Raw genomic sequence first — 19,042 nt, forward strand, 5'->3', positions numbered from 1 at the left:
CGCCCGTCCCTCCGCGGCCCGGTTCCCCCGGCCTCGCGCCCCAGCATTCCACCACGGGCGCGGGGCCGGTGACGTTGCCCCGGCGGGGCGCATGACTTCCAATCATCAAAAGCTGGTACCCGCGGCCGGATTCGAACCGGCACGGCCTTTCGGCCTAGGGATTTTAAGTCCCCTGTGTCTACCATTCCACCACGCGGGCCAGGTGGCGGGACAATATCCGCTCAGGCCGTCGTGTAAACGGGGGACATGGGACGTTAAAGCTCTTCTTCCTCGTACTCCAGCACCGGCAGCAACGCCCGCTCGCTCAGCCAAGGGTTCAGCTCCAGCGCCTCCCGCAGGATCAGCGCCGCCTCGGCCTTCCGCTCGAGTGCCGTCAGCGTCAGCGCCTGACCCGTCATCGCCGCGATATGGCGCGGCGAAAGCTCCACCGCCCGCTCCAGGTCGGGCAAGGCGTCCTCATAGTCCTGCCGGATGAAATTGACGAAAGCCCGCTGGTTATACCCCTCGGCATAATTCGGGCAGTAGGCGATCAGCGCATCGAACGCATCCACCGCGCCCGCGTAATCATAGGCCGAGCGCCGGGTCATCCCCTCGTCCAGCAACTCCTGCGCCCGCTTGTCCGGCGCATCCGCCCAGATTTCCCACATCTCGTTCGAAATGATCTTGGCCGAGCGTTCATCCGGCGCCGCCTGGACCTTTTCGATCAGTCCGGTCAGCGCATCGGCATGATCCGGCGGCGGCGGGCACTCGGCCCGGGCCGGAAAGGCGGCCAGGGCCCCGAGCATGGCGGCGGCGGCAAGCTGTCTCATGAGGTCTATTATGGCCCGCCGGCCGCGCAAATCAAATCACGGTTGGCAGCGTGCTTTCCTTCACGGCCTCCATCGCCACGTAGGTCGAGGTGTTCGCCACATGCGGCAGGGTCGAGACATGCTCCGCCAGGATGCGCCGGTAATCGGCCATGTTCTGCGTCCGGATCTTCAGAAGATAGTCGAAATTCCCCGCGATCATATGCGCCTGCTCGATCTCCGGCACTTTCAGAACGGCCGCGTTGAACTCCGCCAGCGCCCGCTCCCGCGTGTCGTGCAGGCGCACCTCCACGAAACTCACGTGGTCATGCCCCAGCCGGATCGGATCGACCAGCGCCCGGTAGCCGGTGATCACCCCCGCCCCTTCCAGCCGCCTCAGCCGCGCCTGCGTCGGCGATTTCGACAACCCGATCTCGCGCGCGAGATCGGTGATGGAAATCCGCCCGTCCCCGGCCAGCACCCGCAGAATCGCCCGGTCGAACCGATCAAGCTGCGCGTATTCATCTTGCATGGTATTCCCCGATTTTTCCGCCCGGATCGCCTGCACTTTTGCGATATTCGGGAAAAATGTTAAATCAGGCAATGGTAAAATAGGACAAATCACTTCTGCGATCAGGAGACTGCCTTGCCCTATGACAGCGACACCCGCCGTACCATCGACCTCGCCACCTACGCCGACGAGGCCGAAACGCTCGACCGCCTGACCACCATCGCCGCGCTCTCCGAGGACGACCGCACCCGCATCTGCGACCGCGGCGCCGCCCTCGTCCGCGACATCCGCAACCAGTCGAACCCGGGCCTGATGGAAGTGTTCCTCGCCGAATACGGCCTGTCAACGGAGGAAGGCATCGCGCTCATGTGCCTCGCCGAGGCCCTCCTCCGCGTCCCCGACGCCGAAACCATCGACGCGCTCATCGAGGACAAGATCGCGCCCTCCGACTGGGGCCGCCACATGGGCCACTCCACCTCGCCCCTCGTCAACGCCTCCACCTGGGCGCTGATGCTCACCGGCAAGGTGCTCAAGGACGAAGACCCCGGCCCCGTCAAAGCCCTCCGCGGCGCCATCCGCCGCCTGGGCGAGCCTGTCATCCGCACCGCAGTAGGCCGCGCCATGAAGGAAATGGGCCGCCAGTTCGTGCTGGGCGAGACCATCGACAGCGCCATGCACCGCGCCGCCAACATGGAGAAGAAGGGCTACACCTACTCCTACGACATGCTGGGCGAGGCCGCGCGCACCGATGACGACGCGATCCGCTACCACCTCTCCTATTCCCGCGCCATCACCGCCATCTCCGCCGCCTGCACCAACCGCGACATCCGCGACAACCCCGGCATCTCGGTCAAGCTCTCCGCCCTTCACCCCCGCTACGAGGTGGCGCAGGAAGACCTCGTCATGAACGTCCTCATGCCCCGACTGCGCTCCCTCGCGCTCTTGGCGAAATCCGCCCGCATGGGCCTCAACATCGACGCCGAGGAGGCCGACCGCCTCTCCCTCTCCCTCGAGGTGATCGAGGCCACCCTCTCCGAGCCCTCCCTCGCCGGCTGGGACGGCTTCGGCGTCGTCGTGCAGGCCTATGGCCAGCGCGCCGCCCCCGTGCTCGACCACCTCTACGACATGGCCCAGCGCCTCGACCGCAAGATCATGGTCCGCCTGGTGAAAGGCGCCTACTGGGACACCGAGATCAAGCGCGCGCAGGTCGAAGGCGTCGACGGCTTCCCCGTCTTCACCTCCAAGGCCGCGACCGACATTTCCTACATCGCCAACGCCCGCAAGCTCCTGTCGATGACCGACCGGATCTACCCCCAGTTCGCCACCCACAACGCCCACACCGCCGCCGCCGTGCTCGACATGGGCAAGGATCAGAAGGACGAGTTCGAATTCCAGCGCCTGCATGGCATGGGCGAGTCGCTCCACACCCTCATCATGAAATCCGAAAACACCCGCTGCCGCATCTACGCCCCCGTCGGCGCGCATCGCGACCTGCTGGCCTATCTCGTCCGCCGCCTTCTGGAAAACGGCGCCAACTCCTCCTTCGTGAACCAGATCGTCGACGAGGATGTCCCGCCAGAAGAAGTCGCCCGCGATCCCTTCAACGCGGTCAGCGACATGAAAGCCCGCCTCCCCCGCGGCCCGGAACTCTTCCTCCCCGAACGCCCCAACTCCCGCGGCTTCGACCTCACCCACCAGCCCACGCTCGACCTCATCGCCTCCGAGCGCGGCCCCTTCGCCACCGCCAAGTGGGAAGCAGCCCCGATCCTCGCCGCCAAAGCGGCGCCGAACGAGGCCCAGCAGGTCACCAACCCCGCCGACCCCGCCGACAGCCCCGGCACCGTCGCCACGGCCAGCGAAGCGGATATCGAAACCGCCCTCGCCAACGCCAGGCCGTGGGATGCGAGCCCCGAGGAACGCGCAGCCGTCCTCAACCGCGCCGCCGACCTCTACGAAAAGAACTTCGGCGAGATCTTCGCCATCATCGCCCGCGAGGCCGGGAAATCCCTGCCTGACGCCGTGGCCGAACTGCGCGAGGCGGTCGATTTCCTCCGCTACTACGCCGCCAACGCCCCCGACGCCCCACCCGTCGGCACCTTCACCTGCATTTCGCCCTGGAACTTCCCGCTCGCCATCTTCACCGGCCAGATCAGCGCGGCGCTCGCCGCCGGCAACGCGGTCCTCTCCAAACCGGCGGAACAGACCCCGCTCATCTCCCACCTGGCCATCAAGCTCCTGCACGAGGCGGGCGTGCCGAAAACCGCCCTGCAACTCCTCCCCGGCGCAGGCGAGGTCGGCGCGGCCCTCACCTCCGACCCGCGCGTCGATGGCGTGGCCTTCACCGGCTCGACCGACACGGCGATGAAGATCCGCAAAGCCATGGCCGAAAACCTCGCCCCCGGCGCGCCGCTCATCGCCGAGACAGGCGGGCTCAACGCCATGATCGTCGACTCCACCGCGCTCCCCGAACAGGCCGTGCAGGCGATCATCGAATCCGCCTTCCAATCCGCCGGCCAGCGCTGCTCGGCCCTCCGCTGCCTCTACGTGCAGGAAGACATCGTCGAGGGCTTCACCGAAATGCTGACCGGCGCGATGGACGCGATGGTCATGGGCAACCCCTGGCACCTCTCTACCGACGTCGGCCCCGTGATCGACGAAGAGGCCCGCTCCGGCATCGCCGCCCACATCCAGGCCGCCCGCGCCGAGGGCCGCCTGATGCACGAGCTCAACACGCCGAACGCCGGCAGCTTCATCGCCCCCACCCTGATCCGCGTAAACGGCATCGGCGATCTGGAACGCGAAATCTTCGGCCCCGTCCTGCACCTCGCCACCTTCAAGGCCGACAAGCTCGACCGGGTGATCGACGACATCAACGCCACCGGCTACGGCCTCACCTTCGGCCTGCAAACCCGCATCGACGACCGCGTGCAGCACGTCACCGACCGGATCGAGGCCGGCAACATGTACGTGAACCGCAACCAGATCGGCGCCATCGTCGGCTCCCAACCCTTTGGCGGCGAAGGCCTTTCCGGCACCGGGCCGAAGGCCGGCGGGCCCCACTACCTGCCCCGCTACACCTGGGCCTCCGCCCCGCAACAGGGCACCGACTGGTCTGGCGCCATGAAACAGGCCGACATCGAAAAGGCCCTGAAAGAGGCCAACAAGGGCCGCGACAAGCGCCTGAACGATCTCGTCCTGCCCGGCCCCACCGGCGAGTCGAACCGCCTCGGCAGTTACCGGCGCAACGCCATCCTCTGCCTCGGGCCCGGTGCCGACACGGCGAAAGCCCAGGCCGAGGCCGTCCGCGCCCTCGGCGGCGCGGCGGTCGAAGCCACAGGCGAGGTCTCCCCGGACACGCTCACCGAGCTCGACGGCCACGCCGGCGCACTCTGGTGGGGCGACGCGGAAAAGGGCCGCGCCTATGCGCAGGCGCTGGCCGCCCGCACCGGCCCGATCCTGCCGCTCATCACTGGCCAGCCCGACCACGGCCATGTCTGCAACGAGCGCCATGTCTGCGTCGATACCACGGCCGCCGGAGGAAACGCAGCCCTGCTGGGCGGAGCCGCTTGACGCCGCCCGGCTTTCGCCGCAGCTTGAGCGCATGTTCCCCATCCGCGACCATAACCCGTCGGGGCGCACGCCCTATGTGACCTACGCCCTGATGGCGGCCAATATCCTGATTTTCATCGGGTATTGGCCCCAGTTCACCGACGCGCGCGATCTCAACGCCTTCTTCTACGAATGGGCGATGGTGCCGCGCATGGTCGTGGAAAACGGCACCTACCACACGGTCTTCACCTCCATGTTCCTGCATGGCGGGGTGATGCACCTTCTGGGCAACATGCTGTTCCTCTATATCTTCGGCGACAACATGGAAGACGAGATGGGCCATATCGGCTATCTCGCCTTCTACCTGGCCTCCGGCATCGGCGCGGGCGTGGCGCATATCATGGCCGCCCCCTATTCGCCCGTACCCACCGTCGGCGCCTCGGGCGCCATCGCGGGGGTGATGGGCGGCTACCTCCTGCTCTTCCCGAAGGCCAAGGTCGATATTCTCATCATCTTCATCTTCTTCTTCCGCATCTTCACCATCCCGGCCTGGATCATGCTGGCGCTCTGGTTCGGCATCCAGCTCTTCGCCGGCTTCGGCGCCGATGCCATGCAGGGCGGCGTCGCCTACTGGGCCCACGCGGGCGGCTTCATCGTCGGCGCGATCCTGACCCTGCCGGTCTTCCTCGCCCGGGGCGGCCGCGCCTTCTGGGATCGCACCCACGGCCACCCGCCCCACCCGGACGCCGAATACAAATACGTCCGCTCCAACGTGCCCACGGTGGGAAGGAAACGGCGATGATCAAGAAGGCCACCTGCCATTGCGGCGCGGTCGAGCTGCGCGTCGACCTGCCCGAGGGCGCGCTCGACAAGCCCATGCGCTGCGACTGCAGCTTCTGCCGCCGCCGCGCGGCCCCCAATATCAGCGTGCCGCTCGCCAACGTCGAAATCGTGAAAGGCGCCGACACCCTGACGCTCTACCAATGGAACACCGGCACGGCACAACACTGGTTCTGCTCGGTCTGCGGGATCTACACCCACCACCGCCGCCGCTCCGACCCCACCGAATACGGCGTCAACCTCGGCTGCCTGGACGGCATCAACCCTGCCGATTACGAACCGATCCCGTGGAACGACGGCGTGAACCACCCGTCGGATGCCTGAACGAGGCCAGCCTGCAAGGGCTGGACGAGTGGCGCCTAGACGTCCCGGATAATCTCCGCGAACTTGTCGAACACCACCTCGTTGGCGCAGATCACCTCGCCATGCCCGAGAATGTCGCGCCCCTCGCGCAGCGGCTGCACCAGCCCACCGGCCTCGCGCACGATCACCACACCGGCCGCAAGATCCCACGCGTTCAACCGACGCTCCCAGAACCCCTCGTACCGGCCCGCGGCCACGTAAGCCATATCCAGCGCCGCCGACCCCCAGCGCCGCACGCCCGCACAGGTCGGCATCAGCCGCGCCAGGTCCTGCAACGTCTGCGGAAGATCCCCGCGCCCGCCGAACGGCACGCCCGTGGCGAAGATCGATTCGATCATCTTCCCCCGGTTCGACACCCGCAACCGGCTCTCGTTCAGCCACGCGCCCTCGCCCTTCTCGGCCCAGTACAGCTCGTCCTTCGCGGCATCGAAAATGACCCCGGCCACGATCTGACCCTTGTGCTCCAGCCCGATCGAGATCGCCCAGTGCGGCAAGCCATGCAAAAAGTTCGTCGTCCCGTCGAGCGGGTCCACGATCCAGCGGCGGGTCGGGTCCTTGCCCTCCTCCTCGCCACCTTCCTCGGCCAGCCAGCCATAGGTCGGCCGCGCGCCCATCAGCTCTTCCTTGAGGATCTTCTCGGCGGCGATATCGGCCCGGCTCACGAAGTCGCCGGCGCTCTTCATCGAGGCCTGCAGGTTCTCCACCTCGCGGAAATCCTTGACCAGCGACCGCCCCGCCTTGCGCGCGGCCTTGATCATGATGTTGACGTTTGCGCTGCCATGCATGGGCCACGAACTCCTCTGACTAAGGCCGCGCGTATACGCCGCGTGGCCAAAGGTGACAAGGGGGCGGTCACGTCTCCCAAGCCTCTGATCGGTTGTGTTGAAGACCCGCGGCTAAACCCGCGTGCAACAGGGACACAAACGCCCTGACACTCCCGTGGAAATCTGCGGACGCGGATTGATCGTCAACCATGTCGGCCGTGCGGATGAAGCGGACCTTCGAAAATTGGATGTTGTCAACGCGGGCAGTTGTTTACCTCATGGAGACTTTCGATCCAAAGACGCTCTGCATCGACGTCCTTAACCAATTCAGAAAGCTCCGAAGGCGTTAAATACTCAACCTTTTCACCGACAATTTTGAATGACTTCAGGCCGTGTGCCGCCATGTAAATGGGCTCATAGCTCGGAGGGCCAAGCTTCTCGACCAAATCGCAGGTCCCCTTGAAGAGCGCGCCAGAAGCGTCTTGAAATTCCTGAGCGGCGTTTGCCATGCCTTCCCGCTGTCCTGCAGACAGGGTCCGAAACGTCTTTAAATTCAATGCCCCGATTGCATTTCCAGCGCTCGTGTCCACCATCCGCTCTTGATCGTAGTAACCATACACCGAATACACAAAAAAGAGCTGAATAGCCTGCTCGAATTTACCGCGTTCGGCGCATTTTGTGACTGCCCTCGAAATATCAGCTGGTGTGTAAGAATTCCTTACTTTCTCCAGCGCAATACAGCCCAACCTGTGGGTAACTTTCAAATTGTCCGGGTGTTCTAGATTGGTTGCCTGTGTCTGCGAAACGGCGCTTGTACCCAGCGAAGCAGCAAGCAACGTCGTCAAAATAATAATACGTACCCTGCTCATTTGTTTCCTCCAATATCCTTAAGTCGTACCACCATTCCACAGTCCGTCCTGCTGTGAAATGTCCAAAACCTTGGCGTCAATGAGCGTGTTGGCGATACTTGCGCCTGAGACTTGTACAGGTGGAAACCCGGCACCTCAGGCTCAAAGAGAACAACCGCCCTTTGAATGACCACCGCCGCCCCCCTCGTCACAATCATCAACACGTCCCACAAGGCACCGTCACGTCCCCGCCAGCCCCTCTTTACGCCCCTGCCCCCCGCGCTCTACCATGGGCCCAAACCGGCGCGGCGCCACGCCCGCACGGCAACCCACATCAACGGAGGTCCCTCGGCATGGACAAGGTCAGCTTCACCCAGATGAAGGACGGCACCAAGGAAGATTACGAATTCCTCACCGCTCATGAGATCGACCACACCAAACACACGGCCAAGCGTCTGCTGAAGGCGCTGGTGGAACTCGACGAAGGCCTCTCGGGCTACCAGATCACCCGGCTCGGCCACTCGGTGCAATCCGCCACCCGCGCCTGGCGCGACGGGGCCGATACCGACTGGGTCGTCTCGGCGCTGCTGCACGATATCGGCGATATCTACGCGCCCTACAATCACGACGAATACGCCGCCACGATCCTGAAACCCTTCGTGCGCGAACAATGCGCTTGGGTAGTGCAGACCCATGGCGACTTCCAGATGCTGTATTACGGCCACCACCTCGAAGGATTCGACCAGAACAAGCGCGAACGCCACCGCGGCCACCCCTATTTCGACGACAACGCCGAATTCTGCGAACGCTGGGACCAGGCCAGCTTCGACCCGGATTACGACACCCTGCCGCTCGAGTTTTTCGCGCCCATGGTGGAGGAGGTCTTCGCCCGCCAAGCCTACGACCCCGAGGTCATCCGCCCCGGCGCGCGCGAGCCGCTGGTCGACCCCAAGGTCGCGGCCGAACGCGCCTGACCATCTGCAACATCAGGCGGCGGCCCCTTCCTCGGCCCCGCCTGCCGATCTCAGCAGCACGGCCGCCACGAGGTCGCCGGTGACATTCACCACCGTCCGGCTCATGTCGAGCAGCCGGTCGACCCCGAGAATCACCACCATCCCCTCGATCGGAATGCCCATGCCCGTCGCCACGTTCACGAGGATGGCGATGCTGACCCCGGGCGTGCCCGGCGCCCCGATGCTCGACGCCACCAGCGTGCCCACCACCACCGCGATCTGCACGGGCGCCAGCTCGACCCCCGAAAGCTGGGCCAGGAACAGGATCGCCACCGCCTGGTAAAGCGCAGTCCCGGCCATGTTCATCGTCGCCCCCAGCGGCACCACGAGGTTCGCGGTGCTCTCCGGCACCCCCAGCTGCCGCGCCGACTGGATCGTCACCGGCATCACCGCCGAAGAGCTCGAGGTCGAGAAGGCCAGCAACAGGTTGCCCCCCGCCGCCTTGAAAAAGCGCGGCGGCGTGATCCGGGCGGCCAGCAACGCGACCAACAGGTAGAAGCAAAGCAACAGGGCCAGCCCAACCAGCACCACGCCCACGTAACCGGATATGCCGATCATCGTCTCGAACCCGGTGCGCATCACCAGCTGCGCCATCAGCCCGAACACCGCGTAAGGGGCCAGGAACATCGCCCATTTCACGATATTCATCGAAATCGACAGCAGCGCATCCATCAGCGCAAGGAAGGGCGCCGCGCGCTCGGTCTGCACCTGCGTGACCGAAATCCCCACCAGCAGCGCCAGCACCACCACGGCCAGCATGTCGCCCTGCGCGATCGACGCGGTCGGGTTGCTGGGCAGGATATTGGAAATGAGGTCGGGAAAGGTCGAGGGCTCGGTCAGGTCAGGCGCGGCGACCTCGGCTTCCGTTCCGGCATCTGCCTCCGCCGCCTGAACCACCGCCGCCGGCGGCGCCTCCGCCGACAGCCCGGCAATCCCCGCGCCCGGTTGCAGCCACACGGCCAGCACCACCCCCAGGCTCGCGGCGGCGGCGGTGGTCAGCAGGATGAACCCCGCCAGCCGCAGCCCCACCGCCCGTAACGCCTCGCCCGAACCGGCCCCCGCGAGGCCGCCGACGATCGAGGAAAAGATCAGCGGCACCAGCACCATCGCGATCAGCCCGAGGAAGATCTGCCCCGGCAACGCCAGCCAAAGGCCCACCAGCTCCGCCATCTCCGGCTCGACAAGCCCGGTGCCCTCGCTCAGCAACAGCCCCAGCCCGAAGCCAAGCACCATCCCGGCGATCACCTGCGCCCAAAGCCGCGAGGTGATCCAGACCCGCAGCTTGAACCGCTGCCGGGCAATCTGCATCGGGGTATCCTGCTGATCTGCCGCCATGACGGCCCTTTACCACGCGCGCTTCCCGCTCCGAAAGCCGTCTCAGCCGGCCGTATCGTCGCGGTCGCCGATATCCTTTGCCCACCACGCCCGCTTCAGCCCCTGGTAAACCCGCACCCTGTCACCGGGCCGAACCTCCTCCACATCCCGCCGCGTCTCCAACAGACTCTGCCCCGGGCGCCCCTGCCCGTCGCGCCATTTCACCCGATAGCGCGGCCGGTTGTTCACGCTGATCGCCGTCCGGTACACCTCCGTCACCTCGGCCCGCTCACAGGCCCCGTACCGCCGCGCCCGGACCGCCTCGACCACCCAGCGCCCCACCAGCCAGAAGAGCCCCAGCCAGATCACCCCGAGCACCAGCGACATCACCCGGAACACCCGCGCCGACCCGGCATTCTCCCCCTTCGTCACCTCCACCCGCGTCGGCTCGCTCTCCAGGTACCAGATCTCCAGCGCCTCCCCCTCCTCGGCCGCCCGATACTCCCCCACGTTCACCGTCGTCGCCTGCCGGATCTCCTCCCCGGCCCCGGTCACGTACTCCAGCGTCAGCCAATAGGTCACCGTCCGGTCGCCATCGGAATCGCGCCCCTCCGCCACCCGCTTCTCCGTCACCAAAGCCACAACCGGCCGGCCTTCCGCCTCGAACCGCTGCGCCGCCCCGAAAAACAGCTGCGCCACCGCCGTCACGCCCAGGAACGCCACGGTAACGCCCACCACGAACCACCCGCCCATCCGGAAAAACAGGCGCAGCATCGAAACCGGCGGAAGGGGCGCGTCCTCGCTCATGACCCCAATCCAAAGCCGATCCGCCCCCACCGCGCAAGCCTCATCGCCATTCCCGTCTTTCCCTCGGCCTTTTCATTGGGTATGCCGATCCCCGACTGAAAATGAGCAGCGCGGAGACCGCGACAGATGGCGATGGACAAGACATTCGACGCAGCAGAGGCCGAGGGCCGCATCTACGACGCCTGGGAGAACTCCGGCGCCTTCAAGGCCGGCGCAAACGCCGCCGACGGGGCCGAGACCTTCTCGATCATGATCCCCCCGCCCAACGTGACGGGCTCCCTCCACATGGGCCACGCCTTCAACAACACGCTGCAGGATATCCTGATCCGCTGGCACCGCATGAAAGGCCACGACACGCTCTGGCAGCCGGGGCAGGACCATGCCGGCATCGCCACCCAGATGGTCGTCGAACGCCGCCTCGCCGAGGAAGGCAACGAATCCCGCCGCGAGATGGGCCGCGAGAAATTCCTCGAAAAGGTCTGGGAATGGAAAACCCAGTCCGGCGGCACCATCATCAACCAGCTCAAGCGCCTCGGCGCCTCCTGCGACTGGTCGCGCAACGCCTTCACCATGTCCGGCGCCCCCGGCGCGCCCGAGGGCGAAGACGGCAATTTCCACGATGCCGTCATCAAGGTCTTCGTCGACATGTACGACAAGGGCCTCATCTACCGTGGCAAGCGGCTGGTGAACTGGGACCCGCATTTCGAGACCGCCATCTCCGATCTCGAGGTCGAGAACACCGAGACCCACGGCCACATGTGGCACTTCAAATACCCGCTCGCGGGCGGCGAAACCTACACCTATGTCGAGCGTGACGAGCACGGAAAGGTGCTCTTCGAGGAAGAGCGCGACTATATCTCCATCGCCACCACGCGCCCCGAAACCATGCTGGGCGACGGCGCCGTCGCGGTCCACCCGTCGGATGAGCGTTACGCGCCAATCGTCGGAAAACTCTGCGAAATCCCCGTCGGCCCGAAAGAGCATCGGCGCATGATCCCGATCATCACCGACGACTACCCCGACCCCTCCTTCGGCTCGGGCGCGGTCAAGATCACCGGCGCGCATGACTTCAACGACTATGGCGTCGCCAAGCGCGGCAACATCCCCATGTACCGCCTGATGAACACCAGCGCCCACATGCGCTCGGACGGGGCCGATTACGCCACCTGCGCCACGCGCGCCCAGGACATCGCCAACGGCAGCGACTTCACCATCGAGGAGGTCGACACCCTCAACCTCGTCCCCGACGACCTACGCGGTCTCGACCGGTTCGAGGCCCGCAAGAAGGTCGTCGAACAGATAACAAGCGAAGGTTTGGCCGTCGAAGTTGTAAATGATCAAGGCGAGCCCGAGCCGTTTGTGGAAAACAAGCTGATCATGCAGCCTTTTGGTGATCGCTCGAAGGTCGTGATCGAGCCGATGCTCACCGATCAATGGTTCGTCGACACCCAGAAAATCGTCGGCCCGGCCATCGACTCCGTCCGCAAGGGCGAGGTCAACATCATGCCCGAGCAGGACCGCAAGGTTTACTTCCACTGGCTTGAAAACATTGAACCTTGGTGCATTTCACGCCAGCTCTGGTGGGGCCACCAGATCCCCGTCTGGTACGGGTTCGACCTCTCCAGCCCCGGCTTCCATGATGACGAGGGCGACGGCACGCTCGACCTTGTCGAGATGCTGCGCCTGCTGAACGAGGGGCATAACAGCTACCTGATGGAGTGTGCGCCTGATTTTGACGCGATTACAGACGCTTACCACGACAAGCTCGCGTCGCTCCCGGTACCGCTTCAGGCCATGCAGGTGGTCGAGGTCAAATCGCGCGACGAGGCCCTGCACCGACTCGCCGAAAGCCTGGCCGAATACACCGCATCGCAGGATCCCACGCACCTTGTCTACCCCGTCTGGCAAGACCCCGACGTGCTCGACACGTGGTTCTCCTCCGGCCTCTGGCCGATCGGCACGCTGGGCTGGCCCGAAGACACGCCCGAGCTGCAAAAATACTTTCCGACCAGTGTCTTGGTGACCGGCTTTGACATCATTTTCTTCTGGGTCGCCCGGATGATGATGATGCAATATGCCGTCGTCGGGCAGCGCCCCTTCGATCACGTCTATGTCCACGCCCTCGTCCGCGACGAGAAGGGCAAGAAAATGTCGAAGTCGCTGGGCAACGTGCTCGACCCGCTCGAGCTGATCGAGGAATACGGCGCCGACGCCGTGCGCTTCACCCTCACGGCCATGGCCGCCATGGGCCGCGACCTGAAGCTTTCGACGCAACGCATTGCAGGATATCGGAATTTCGGCACCAAGCTCTGGAACGCCGCCCGCTTTGCCGAGATGAACGGCGCGACCGGGTCCGACGGCACGACGCCCCAGCCCACCGCCACGGTGAATCGCTGGATCGTCGGCGAAACCGCCAAGGTGCGCCTCGAGGTCGACACCGCGCTCGAGCAATTCCGCTTCAACGACGCGGCCAACGCCCTCTATGCCTTCGTCTGGGGCAAGGTCTGCGACTGGTATGTCGAATTCTCCAAGCCGCTCCTGCTTGACGGCGACGAGGCCACCAAGGCCGAGACACAGGCGACGATGGCCTGGGTCATCGACCAGTGCCTCGTTCTCCTGCATCCGATCATGCCCTTCATCACTGAAGAGCTTTGGGGAACCCTCGGAAAACGCGAGAAAATGCTCGTTCACGCCGATTGGCCCACCTACGGCGAAGAGCTGATCGACCGCGACGCCGACCGCGAGATGAACTGGGTCATCGACCTGATCGACTCGATCCGCTCGGCCCGCGCCCAGGTGCATGTGCCGGTCGGTCTCCACATCCCCATGCTGGTGACCGAAATCGACGGGGCCGCCAAGGCCGCGTGGGACCGCAACGAGGTGATGATCAAGCGCCTCGCCCGCATCGACAGCCTGACGCCCACGGATGCCCTGCCCAAGGGCTGCATCACCGTCCCCGCCGACGGCGCCAGCTTCGGCCTTCCGCTCGCCGACGTCATCGACGTGGAAGAGGAAAAAGCCCGGCTCGAAAAGACCCTCGGCAAGCTCGAGAAGGAACTGGGCGGCCTGCGCGGCCGGCTCAACAATCCGAAATTCGTCGAAAGCGCGCCGGATGACGTGGTCGAGGAGGCCCGCGAGAACCTGCGCGCGCGGGAAGAGGAAGAGGCCAAGATCCGCGCCGCGCTCGACCGGCTGGCCGAGTTGGGCTGACGTCGCACCGACGTAATACCGACAAAATACCGACGTTATACCGACGTTGGATTTTGCCTATTTGAACTCCGGATCGCGGCCCGCCATGTTGGCCGCGATCACCTCCATCTGGTCGGGTTTGCCCATCACCCCGGCCTGCTCGCGGCTCTCCGCCAGAAGCACCTCATCCTCCCCCGCGCCGCTCTCGGCAAACTCGATCAGCCGCTTGGCCGCACGGATGGCCGAGGGGCTTTTCTTGGCGATCTGCTGTGCGATTTCCTTCGCTCTTTCAAAGGGTTGCTCGTTGATCTCGGTCACCAGCCCCCAAGCCTCGCCCTGCTCCGCCTCGATCGGCTCGGCGGTATAGGTCAGCCTCCGGATCACGTCCGACCGCGCCAGTTTCGGCAACAGAACCATGCCCCCCATGTCGGGAATCAGCCCCCATTTCATCTCCATGATCGCCAGCTTCGTCCCCGGCGCCGCGATCCTGATGTCCGCTCCCAGCGCCAACTGGAACCCGGCCCCGAACGCCACCCCCTGCACCGCCCCGATCACCGGCACCGGCACCTTGCGCCAGACCATGGCAACCTCTTGAAATAGATTGGTATTTCCATGCGTCCGCGGCATGATCCGGGCCTCCGGATCGCCCGCCGCATGCTTGGCAAAACTCATCACGTCGAGCCCCGCGCAGAAGGCCTTGCCCTCCCCCGACAGCACCACCGCCCGGATATCCGCATCGATCAGGCTCTGCCCCGCCTCGACGATCCCCTCGGCCATCTCGGGGTCGACCGCGTTCATCTTTTCCGGCCGGGTGAGGGTGACAAAGGCAATCTTGTCAATGGTTTCGACGGTCACGCGTGGCATGGGCACCTCCTTTGTTAACCTCCATCAAACCGCAATTGCCCGGGCTTCGCCATCGAAACGTGGCGGCATCCCGCCCTTGCAACCTCGCGCCGACTGGTCTTATCTCCCGCCATGACAGGACCACGCTATACAGACCTCGTAAACGCCCTCCCCGCCAACGTCCCCTTCGTCGGCCCCGAGGAGCAGGAACGCGCCCGCGGCGCTCCCTTCCGCGCCCGCCTCGGCGCCAATGAAAGCCTGTTCGGGCCCTCGCCCAAGGCCGTCGCCGCCATGCGGGAAGAGGCCGCGCAAATCTGGAAATACGGCGACCCAACCAGCCACGACCTGCGCGTCGCCGTGGCCGCGCATCATGGCGTCGAGCTGGGTAATGTCCTGATCGGTGAGGGAATCGATGGTTTGCTGGGCAATCTCGTCCGTCTGCTGATCGGCCCGGGCGACCCTGTGGTCACGTCCGAGGGCGCCTACCCGACCTTCAACTACCACGTCGACGGCTTCGGTGGCGAGCTGCACAAGGTGCGCTACAAGGAAGATCACGAAGACCCGAAACGCCTGTTTTCAAAGGCAAAAGAGATCGGCGCCAAACTTGTCTACCTCGCCAATCCCGACAACCCGATGGGCAGCTGGCACAGCGGCGAAACCATTGCCGCGGCGCTTGATCAACTGCCCGATGGTTGCCTGCTGCTGCTCGACGAAGCCTATGTCGAGTTCGCGCCCGAAGGCACCGCCGCCCCGATTGAGGCCGACGACCCGCGCGTCATCCGGATGCGCACCTTTTCAAAGGCTTACGGCATGGCCGGCGCCCGGATCGGCTATGCCATCGGCGCCGAGGAATTGATCCGAAGCTTCGACAAGATCCGCAATCATTTCGGCATGAACCGCGTGGCGCAGGCCGGTGCCTTGGCGGCGCTGCAGGATCATGGCTGGCTCGATTACGTCTGTCGCAAGGTCGACGAATCGCGCCACGAGATCGCCCGCATCGCCTCCGAAAGCGGCATGGCGGCCCTGCCTTCGGCCACGAATTTCGTGGCGGTGGATTGCGGCCGCGACGGCGCGTTTGCCACCCGTATCCTCGAGGCACTGGTCAAGCGCGGCGTTTTCGTCCGCAAGCCCATGGTCGCCCCGCAGGATCGCTGTATCCGCATCAGCTGTGGCCGCCCCGAGGACATGGCCGTGCTGGCCGAAGCCCTGCCAGAAGCGCTGGCGGAGGTCCGCGAATAACCGAACCTCAGCAGGAATTTACCTGACAGACAGGATTCGTGCGCTAATCTCGGCAGCATGAAAAAGGGTACGTTGCCAGAGGCCCCGAACTACACCAATGCCGCCTTGGTCATGGGTCTCGTCAACTTGCTCTGGGTTCTCATGGTCCTGTGGGCCGTCTTTGGCCTGCCGGTCGTGCTGGCGATCAGCTACGGTCTGAACCGGCTGATCACCTGGATGGGCCAGCGCGCCTAGCCCTCACCCCGCCGCCAGCGCCCGCGCGGCCGCATCCACCGCGCCCGTTTCGTGGGGGATACCCAAGGCCGACAGCCCCGCTTCCATTGCCCCCAGGACGCCCAGCACCATGTGCGCGTTGACATGCCCCATGTGCCCGATACGGAAATAGCCGTCGCCGTGGGGGTCTTCCTCGGTCGCCATGCCAAGACCGATGCCAAGCGTGACGCCTGCATTTGCCTCGAGCCATTGTCGCAGGCGCGTGCCGTCGGGCGCGTTGAGCCCCAGCGAAGTCACGGCGTGGCTGCGAAAGGCCCTGTCCGCCACGTTGAGCCGCAAGGCCCCCGCCTGCCCCCAGACCTCGCAGGCCGCCCATATGGCCCCTGCCAGCCGCTCATGCCGTGCCCAGACGGCCTCGATGCCTTCCGCATGGATCATGTCCAGCGCAGCCCGCAGACCATAGATGTGATGCGTTGGGGCCGTGCCGCCGAAATAGTGGTAGAACATCTCCGGTTCCGAACGCAGCCGCCAGTCCCAGTAGCGCGAAACACGTGGCATGGCGGCTCGTACCGCCGCCGCGCGCTCGTTGAAGAAGACAAAGCCCAGCCCCGGCGGCACCATGAACCCCTTCTGGCTGGCGGCGACAGCGACGTCGGCGCCCCAGGCATCCATCTCGAACCTGTCGCATGCCATCGAGGCGATGCAGTCGGCCATAAGGAGCGCCGGGTGCCCGGCCGCGTCTATCGCCTTGCGCACGGCGGCAACATCGTTCCGGATCGACGTCGAAGTATCGACATGCGTGGCCAGCACCGCCTTGATCCGCCGGTCGGTATCGGCCCGCAACGCCTCTTCCACGCGGTTCGGGTCGATCGGCGTCTGTCGGCCAAAGTCGATGAGTTCCACCTCGACGCCCAGTGTCTCGGCAATCTCCGCCCAGCCCAGGCCGAACCGCCCTGTCGCCGGCACAAGCACCTTGTCGCCCGGGCCCGCCACATTGGCCAGCGACGCCTCCCATGCACCGTGACCGTTGGCGATGTAGATCGTCGCATGACCCTCTGTCCGCGCCACCCGGCGCAGATCCGGGATCAGGCTTTCGGTCAGGTCGACCACTTCGCCCGCGTAAATGTTGGGCGCGGTGCGGTGCATGGCACGCAACACCTCCTCGGGCATCACCGAGGGGCCGGGAATGGCGCGGTAGGGGCGGCCGCCTGCATCGCTCATGGTCTTCTCCTTCTGCGGGGTCGGCCGGACTTTACGCCGCCCGCCCGGGGCGTCAATCGGCGATCTCACGGGTTGCCTTGCGGACAGGTTCCCCCTAGATGAACCCGGCCCCTGCTAGGCCCGATGTGAACGGAGCGCACTGACCCTCATGAAGCTGATCAAACGGATTTCCGACTGGGAACGGGGTCTGCGCGCCTATTACAACACCGACCTGTCGACGCCGGAAAACCGCCGCCGCGCGCATATCTACAACCTTTGGTTCGATCATGCTGTCCTGCGCAAGGTGTGGACGAACTTCTTCCCCGTGGCACCAGGCGTCTACCGCTCGAACCAGCCGACGCATGAGCGCTTCGTCAAGCTCAAGGCGATGGGGATCAAGTCGATCCTGAACCTGCGCGGCGCGGGCGGCGCGGCGCATTACCTCGTGGAAGAGGAAAGCTGTCGCGAACTGGGGTTGAAGCTGGTGAACGTGACCTTCCACGCCCGCCACGCGGCCCCGCGAGAGGATATCCTGAAGGTGATCGACGCCTTCCGAACGATCGAGAAACCCTTCGTCATGCATTGCAAGTCGGGGGCCGACCGGGCCGGGTTCGCCTCGGCGATCTACCTGATCGTGATCGAGGGACGGCCGATATCGGAAGCGCGCAAGATGCTGACGGCGAAGTACATCCACTTCCGCTGGACCAAGACGGGCGTGCTCGATTACATCCTCGACCTTTACGAGGCGCGACAGGCCGAAACGGGTATCTCGTTCGAGGAGTGGGTGCGCACCGAGTACGAGTTCAAGGACGTGCAGAAGACCTTCAACGAGACGAAGCGGACGTTCTTCTGACGTCAGTAACGCCTCGCCAACCGCTCGGGATCGGCGCCCAGACGGTAGCGCAGCAAGAATGACAGGTTGCGCGCGCCGCGTCGAAACCATCCGTCCTGCGTGTACCGGTCGGCGCTTGTCGTCACCGTCACCGGCAAGGGCACCAGCCGACGGCCCAGTTTTCGCGCCATTGCAACATCTTCCATCAGCGCAATGTCCGGGTAGCCCCCGGCCCGATCATACTCTTCACGCGAGATCAGCAAGCCCTGGTCGCCGTAAGGCAAATGACACACCCGAGAGCGAAAGTTGGCCCAGCCTGCGGTCCATGAGGCCCCGAACCCGGATTTGTCGAACCGCAGCCGAAAGTAGGCAGGCCGACCGGTCTCGAGATGCGCCAGAACCTCATCAGCCCAGCCCGGCGGCAGCATCGTGTCGGCGTGCAAGAAGAGCAGCCACTCCCCTCGCGCCATCTCTGCGCCGCGTCGTAACTGGCCGCCGCGCGACGGTGAGCCGGTGACAAGCTCCGCCCCGGCCTCCTCGGCAATCGCAAGCGTTGCATCCTCCGACCCGCCATCCGAAATCACCAACTCGCGGATCAGCCCGGCCGACAAGCCTTCGGCCAGCGTCGACAGGCCGCGCATCAGCCCGGTTTCGGCATTGAGTGTCGGGATGATGACTGACAGTTTCGCGCGCATGACTCTCCCCTGTTGCCGTGGGCACGGGCACCTATAT

General features: G+C 65.1%; 17 protein-coding genes and 1 tRNA gene. 8 read left to right on the forward strand and 10 right to left on the reverse strand.

Annotated elements, in window-relative coordinates; genetic code table 11:
• Positions 1-113: 113 nt before the first annotated feature.
• The 3 genes from RIdsm_RS17595 to RIdsm_RS17605 form a co-directional block, all read right to left on the reverse strand.
• Positions 114-199, reverse strand: a tRNA-Leu gene (locus tag RIdsm_RS17595).
• A 55-nt stretch (positions 200-254) separates the two neighbouring features.
• Positions 255-809: a tetratricopeptide repeat protein gene (locus tag RIdsm_RS17600; RefSeq protein WP_057816973.1), complete on the reverse strand. Its 555-nt coding sequence runs from the start codon at positions 807-809 to the stop codon at positions 255-257.
• A gap of 31 nt (positions 810-840) precedes the next feature.
• Complete coding sequence (locus RIdsm_RS17605; protein WP_057816932.1) at positions 841-1,317, reverse strand: Lrp/AsnC family transcriptional regulator; 477 nt, start codon at positions 1,315-1,317, stop codon at positions 841-843.
• A 114-nt stretch (positions 1,318-1,431) separates the two neighbouring features.
• On the opposite strand from RIdsm_RS17605, the gene putA reads away from it, so the two are divergent.
• From putA to RIdsm_RS17620, 3 genes are read left to right on the forward strand one after another with little or no spacing between them, the layout of a single operon-like run.
• On the forward strand, positions 1,432-4,866 hold the full coding sequence (gene putA, locus RIdsm_RS17610; protein ID WP_057816933.1) for a bifunctional proline dehydrogenase/L-glutamate gamma-semialdehyde dehydrogenase PutA: 3,435 nt from the start codon (positions 1,432-1,434) through the stop codon (positions 4,864-4,866).
• Between the two features lie 31 nt (positions 4,867-4,897).
• On the forward strand, positions 4,898-5,647 hold the full coding sequence (locus RIdsm_RS17615) for a rhomboid family intramembrane serine protease (RefSeq protein WP_057816974.1): 750 nt from the start codon (positions 4,898-4,900) through the stop codon (positions 5,645-5,647).
• Positions 5,644-6,009, forward strand: coding sequence for a GFA family protein (locus tag RIdsm_RS17620; RefSeq protein WP_057816934.1), 366 nt, complete (start codon positions 5,644-5,646; stop codon positions 6,007-6,009). Before RIdsm_RS17615 ends, RIdsm_RS17620 begins: the two co-directional genes overlap by 4 nt.
• A gap of 35 nt (positions 6,010-6,044) precedes the next feature.
• On the opposite strand, the gene RIdsm_RS17625 is transcribed toward RIdsm_RS17620, so the two are convergent.
• Positions 6,045-6,833: an inositol monophosphatase family protein gene (locus RIdsm_RS17625; protein ID WP_057816935.1), complete on the reverse strand. Its 789-nt coding sequence runs from the start codon at positions 6,831-6,833 to the stop codon at positions 6,045-6,047.
• A gap of 233 nt (positions 6,834-7,066) precedes the next feature.
• Complete coding sequence (locus RIdsm_RS17630) at positions 7,067-7,681, reverse strand: hypothetical protein (RefSeq protein WP_057816936.1); 615 nt, start codon at positions 7,679-7,681, stop codon at positions 7,067-7,069.
• A gap of 332 nt (positions 7,682-8,013) precedes the next feature.
• On the opposite strand from RIdsm_RS17630, the gene RIdsm_RS17635 reads away from it, so the two are divergent.
• The gene (locus tag RIdsm_RS17635; protein WP_057816937.1) at positions 8,014-8,634 is read left to right on the forward strand and encodes an HD domain-containing protein; all 621 of its coding nucleotides are present in this window, start codon (positions 8,014-8,016) and stop codon (positions 8,632-8,634) included.
• Between the two features lie 12 nt (positions 8,635-8,646).
• Here the strand turns inward: RIdsm_RS17635 and RIdsm_RS17640 are convergent, their stop codons facing one another.
• Positions 8,647-10,008, reverse strand: coding sequence for a dicarboxylate/amino acid:cation symporter (locus tag RIdsm_RS17640; RefSeq protein ID WP_057816938.1), 1,362 nt, complete (start codon positions 10,006-10,008; stop codon positions 8,647-8,649).
• A gap of 42 nt (positions 10,009-10,050) precedes the next feature.
• A complete protein-coding gene (locus tag RIdsm_RS30760; protein WP_143100493.1) occupies positions 10,051-10,794 on the reverse strand; it encodes a DUF3592 domain-containing protein in 744 nt (247 codons plus the stop codon).
• A gap of 126 nt (positions 10,795-10,920) precedes the next feature.
• Here RIdsm_RS30760 and RIdsm_RS17650 point away from each other — a divergent pair, with 126 nt between their 5' ends.
• Positions 10,921-14,004: a valine--tRNA ligase gene (locus RIdsm_RS17650; protein ID WP_057816940.1), complete on the forward strand. Its 3,084-nt coding sequence runs from the start codon at positions 10,921-10,923 to the stop codon at positions 14,002-14,004.
• 57 nt (positions 14,005-14,061) lie between these two features.
• On the opposite strand, the gene RIdsm_RS17655 is transcribed toward RIdsm_RS17650, so the two are convergent.
• Positions 14,062-14,847, reverse strand: a complete 786-nt coding sequence (locus tag RIdsm_RS17655) for a crotonase/enoyl-CoA hydratase family protein (protein ID WP_057816941.1) — start codon at positions 14,845-14,847, stop codon at positions 14,062-14,064.
• A gap of 111 nt (positions 14,848-14,958) precedes the next feature.
• Between RIdsm_RS17655 and RIdsm_RS17660 the strand changes: the two genes are divergently transcribed.
• The gene (locus tag RIdsm_RS17660) at positions 14,959-16,065 is read left to right on the forward strand and encodes a pyridoxal phosphate-dependent aminotransferase (RefSeq protein WP_057816942.1); all 1,107 of its coding nucleotides are present in this window, start codon (positions 14,959-14,961) and stop codon (positions 16,063-16,065) included.
• A gap of 57 nt (positions 16,066-16,122) precedes the next feature.
• Positions 16,123-16,299 carry a hypothetical protein gene (locus tag RIdsm_RS30200; RefSeq protein ID WP_160325855.1) on the forward strand — a complete coding sequence of 59 codons (177 nt, stop codon included), beginning with the start codon at positions 16,123-16,125 and terminating at the stop codon, positions 16,297-16,299.
• Positions 16,300-16,302: 3 nt separating this feature from the next.
• Here RIdsm_RS30200 and RIdsm_RS17665 read toward each other — a convergent pair whose 3' ends face one another.
• Positions 16,303-17,499, reverse strand: a complete 1,197-nt coding sequence (locus tag RIdsm_RS17665) for a pyridoxal-phosphate-dependent aminotransferase family protein (protein WP_057816943.1) — start codon at positions 17,497-17,499, stop codon at positions 16,303-16,305.
• A gap of 148 nt (positions 17,500-17,647) precedes the next feature.
• Here RIdsm_RS17665 and RIdsm_RS17670 point away from each other — a divergent pair, with 148 nt between their 5' ends.
• Positions 17,648-18,331: a phosphatase domain-containing putative toxin gene (locus tag RIdsm_RS17670; RefSeq protein ID WP_057816944.1), complete on the forward strand. Its 684-nt coding sequence runs from the start codon at positions 17,648-17,650 to the stop codon at positions 18,329-18,331.
• A gap of 2 nt (positions 18,332-18,333) precedes the next feature.
• Here RIdsm_RS17670 and RIdsm_RS17675 read toward each other — a convergent pair whose 3' ends face one another.
• Positions 18,334-19,005 (reverse strand): TIGR04283 family arsenosugar biosynthesis glycosyltransferase, encoded by a 672-nt coding sequence (locus RIdsm_RS17675; protein ID WP_057816945.1) that lies wholly within the window; start codon positions 19,003-19,005, stop codon positions 18,334-18,336.
• Positions 19,006-19,042 lie beyond the last annotated feature (37 nt).

It is taken from the genome of Roseovarius indicus (assembly GCF_008728195.1).
Classification (GTDB): Bacteria; Pseudomonadota; Alphaproteobacteria; order Rhodobacterales; family Rhodobacteraceae; genus Roseovarius; species Roseovarius indicus.

What these genes read in the sequence shown, in the direction of transcription:
- RIdsm_RS17655 (WP_057816941.1), bottom strand. Translation starts at nt 14,847, where the DNA reads ATGCCACGCGTGACCGTCGAAACCATTGACAAGATTGCCTTTGTCACC.
- RIdsm_RS30200 (WP_160325855.1), top strand. Translation starts at nt 16,123, where the DNA reads ATGAAAAAGGGTACGTTGCCAGAGGCCCCGAACTACACCAATGCCGCC.
- RIdsm_RS17660 (WP_057816942.1), top strand. Translation starts at nt 14,959, where the DNA reads ATGACAGGACCACGCTATACAGACCTCGTAAACGCCCTCCCCGCCAAC.
- RIdsm_RS17630 (WP_057816936.1), bottom strand. Translation starts at nt 7,681, where the DNA reads ATGAGCAGGGTACGTATTATTATTTTGACGACGTTGCTTGCTGCTTCG.
- RIdsm_RS17620 (WP_057816934.1), top strand. Translation starts at nt 5,644, where the DNA reads ATGATCAAGAAGGCCACCTGCCATTGCGGCGCGGTCGAGCTGCGCGTC.
- RIdsm_RS17650 (WP_057816940.1), top strand. Translation starts at nt 10,921, where the DNA reads ATGGCGATGGACAAGACATTCGACGCAGCAGAGGCCGAGGGCCGCATC.
- RIdsm_RS17675 (WP_057816945.1), bottom strand. Translation starts at nt 19,005, where the DNA reads ATGCGCGCGAAACTGTCAGTCATCATCCCGACACTCAATGCCGAAACC.
- RIdsm_RS17635 (WP_057816937.1), top strand. Translation starts at nt 8,014, where the DNA reads ATGGACAAGGTCAGCTTCACCCAGATGAAGGACGGCACCAAGGAAGAT.
- RIdsm_RS17670 (WP_057816944.1), top strand. Translation starts at nt 17,648, where the DNA reads ATGAAGCTGATCAAACGGATTTCCGACTGGGAACGGGGTCTGCGCGCC.
- RIdsm_RS17615 (WP_057816974.1), top strand. Translation starts at nt 4,898, where the DNA reads ATGTTCCCCATCCGCGACCATAACCCGTCGGGGCGCACGCCCTATGTG.
- RIdsm_RS17640 (WP_057816938.1), bottom strand. Translation starts at nt 10,008, where the DNA reads ATGGCGGCAGATCAGCAGGATACCCCGATGCAGATTGCCCGGCAGCGG.
- RIdsm_RS17625 (WP_057816935.1), bottom strand. Translation starts at nt 6,833, where the DNA reads ATGCATGGCAGCGCAAACGTCAACATCATGATCAAGGCCGCGCGCAAG.
- RIdsm_RS17665 (WP_057816943.1), bottom strand. Translation starts at nt 17,499, where the DNA reads ATGAGCGATGCAGGCGGCCGCCCCTACCGCGCCATTCCCGGCCCCTCG.
- RIdsm_RS30760 (WP_143100493.1), bottom strand. Translation starts at nt 10,794, where the DNA reads ATGAGCGAGGACGCGCCCCTTCCGCCGGTTTCGATGCTGCGCCTGTTT.
- RIdsm_RS17600 (WP_057816973.1), bottom strand. Translation starts at nt 809, where the DNA reads ATGAGACAGCTTGCCGCCGCCGCCATGCTCGGGGCCCTGGCCGCCTTT.
- RIdsm_RS17605 (WP_057816932.1), bottom strand. Translation starts at nt 1,317, where the DNA reads ATGCAAGATGAATACGCGCAGCTTGATCGGTTCGACCGGGCGATTCTG.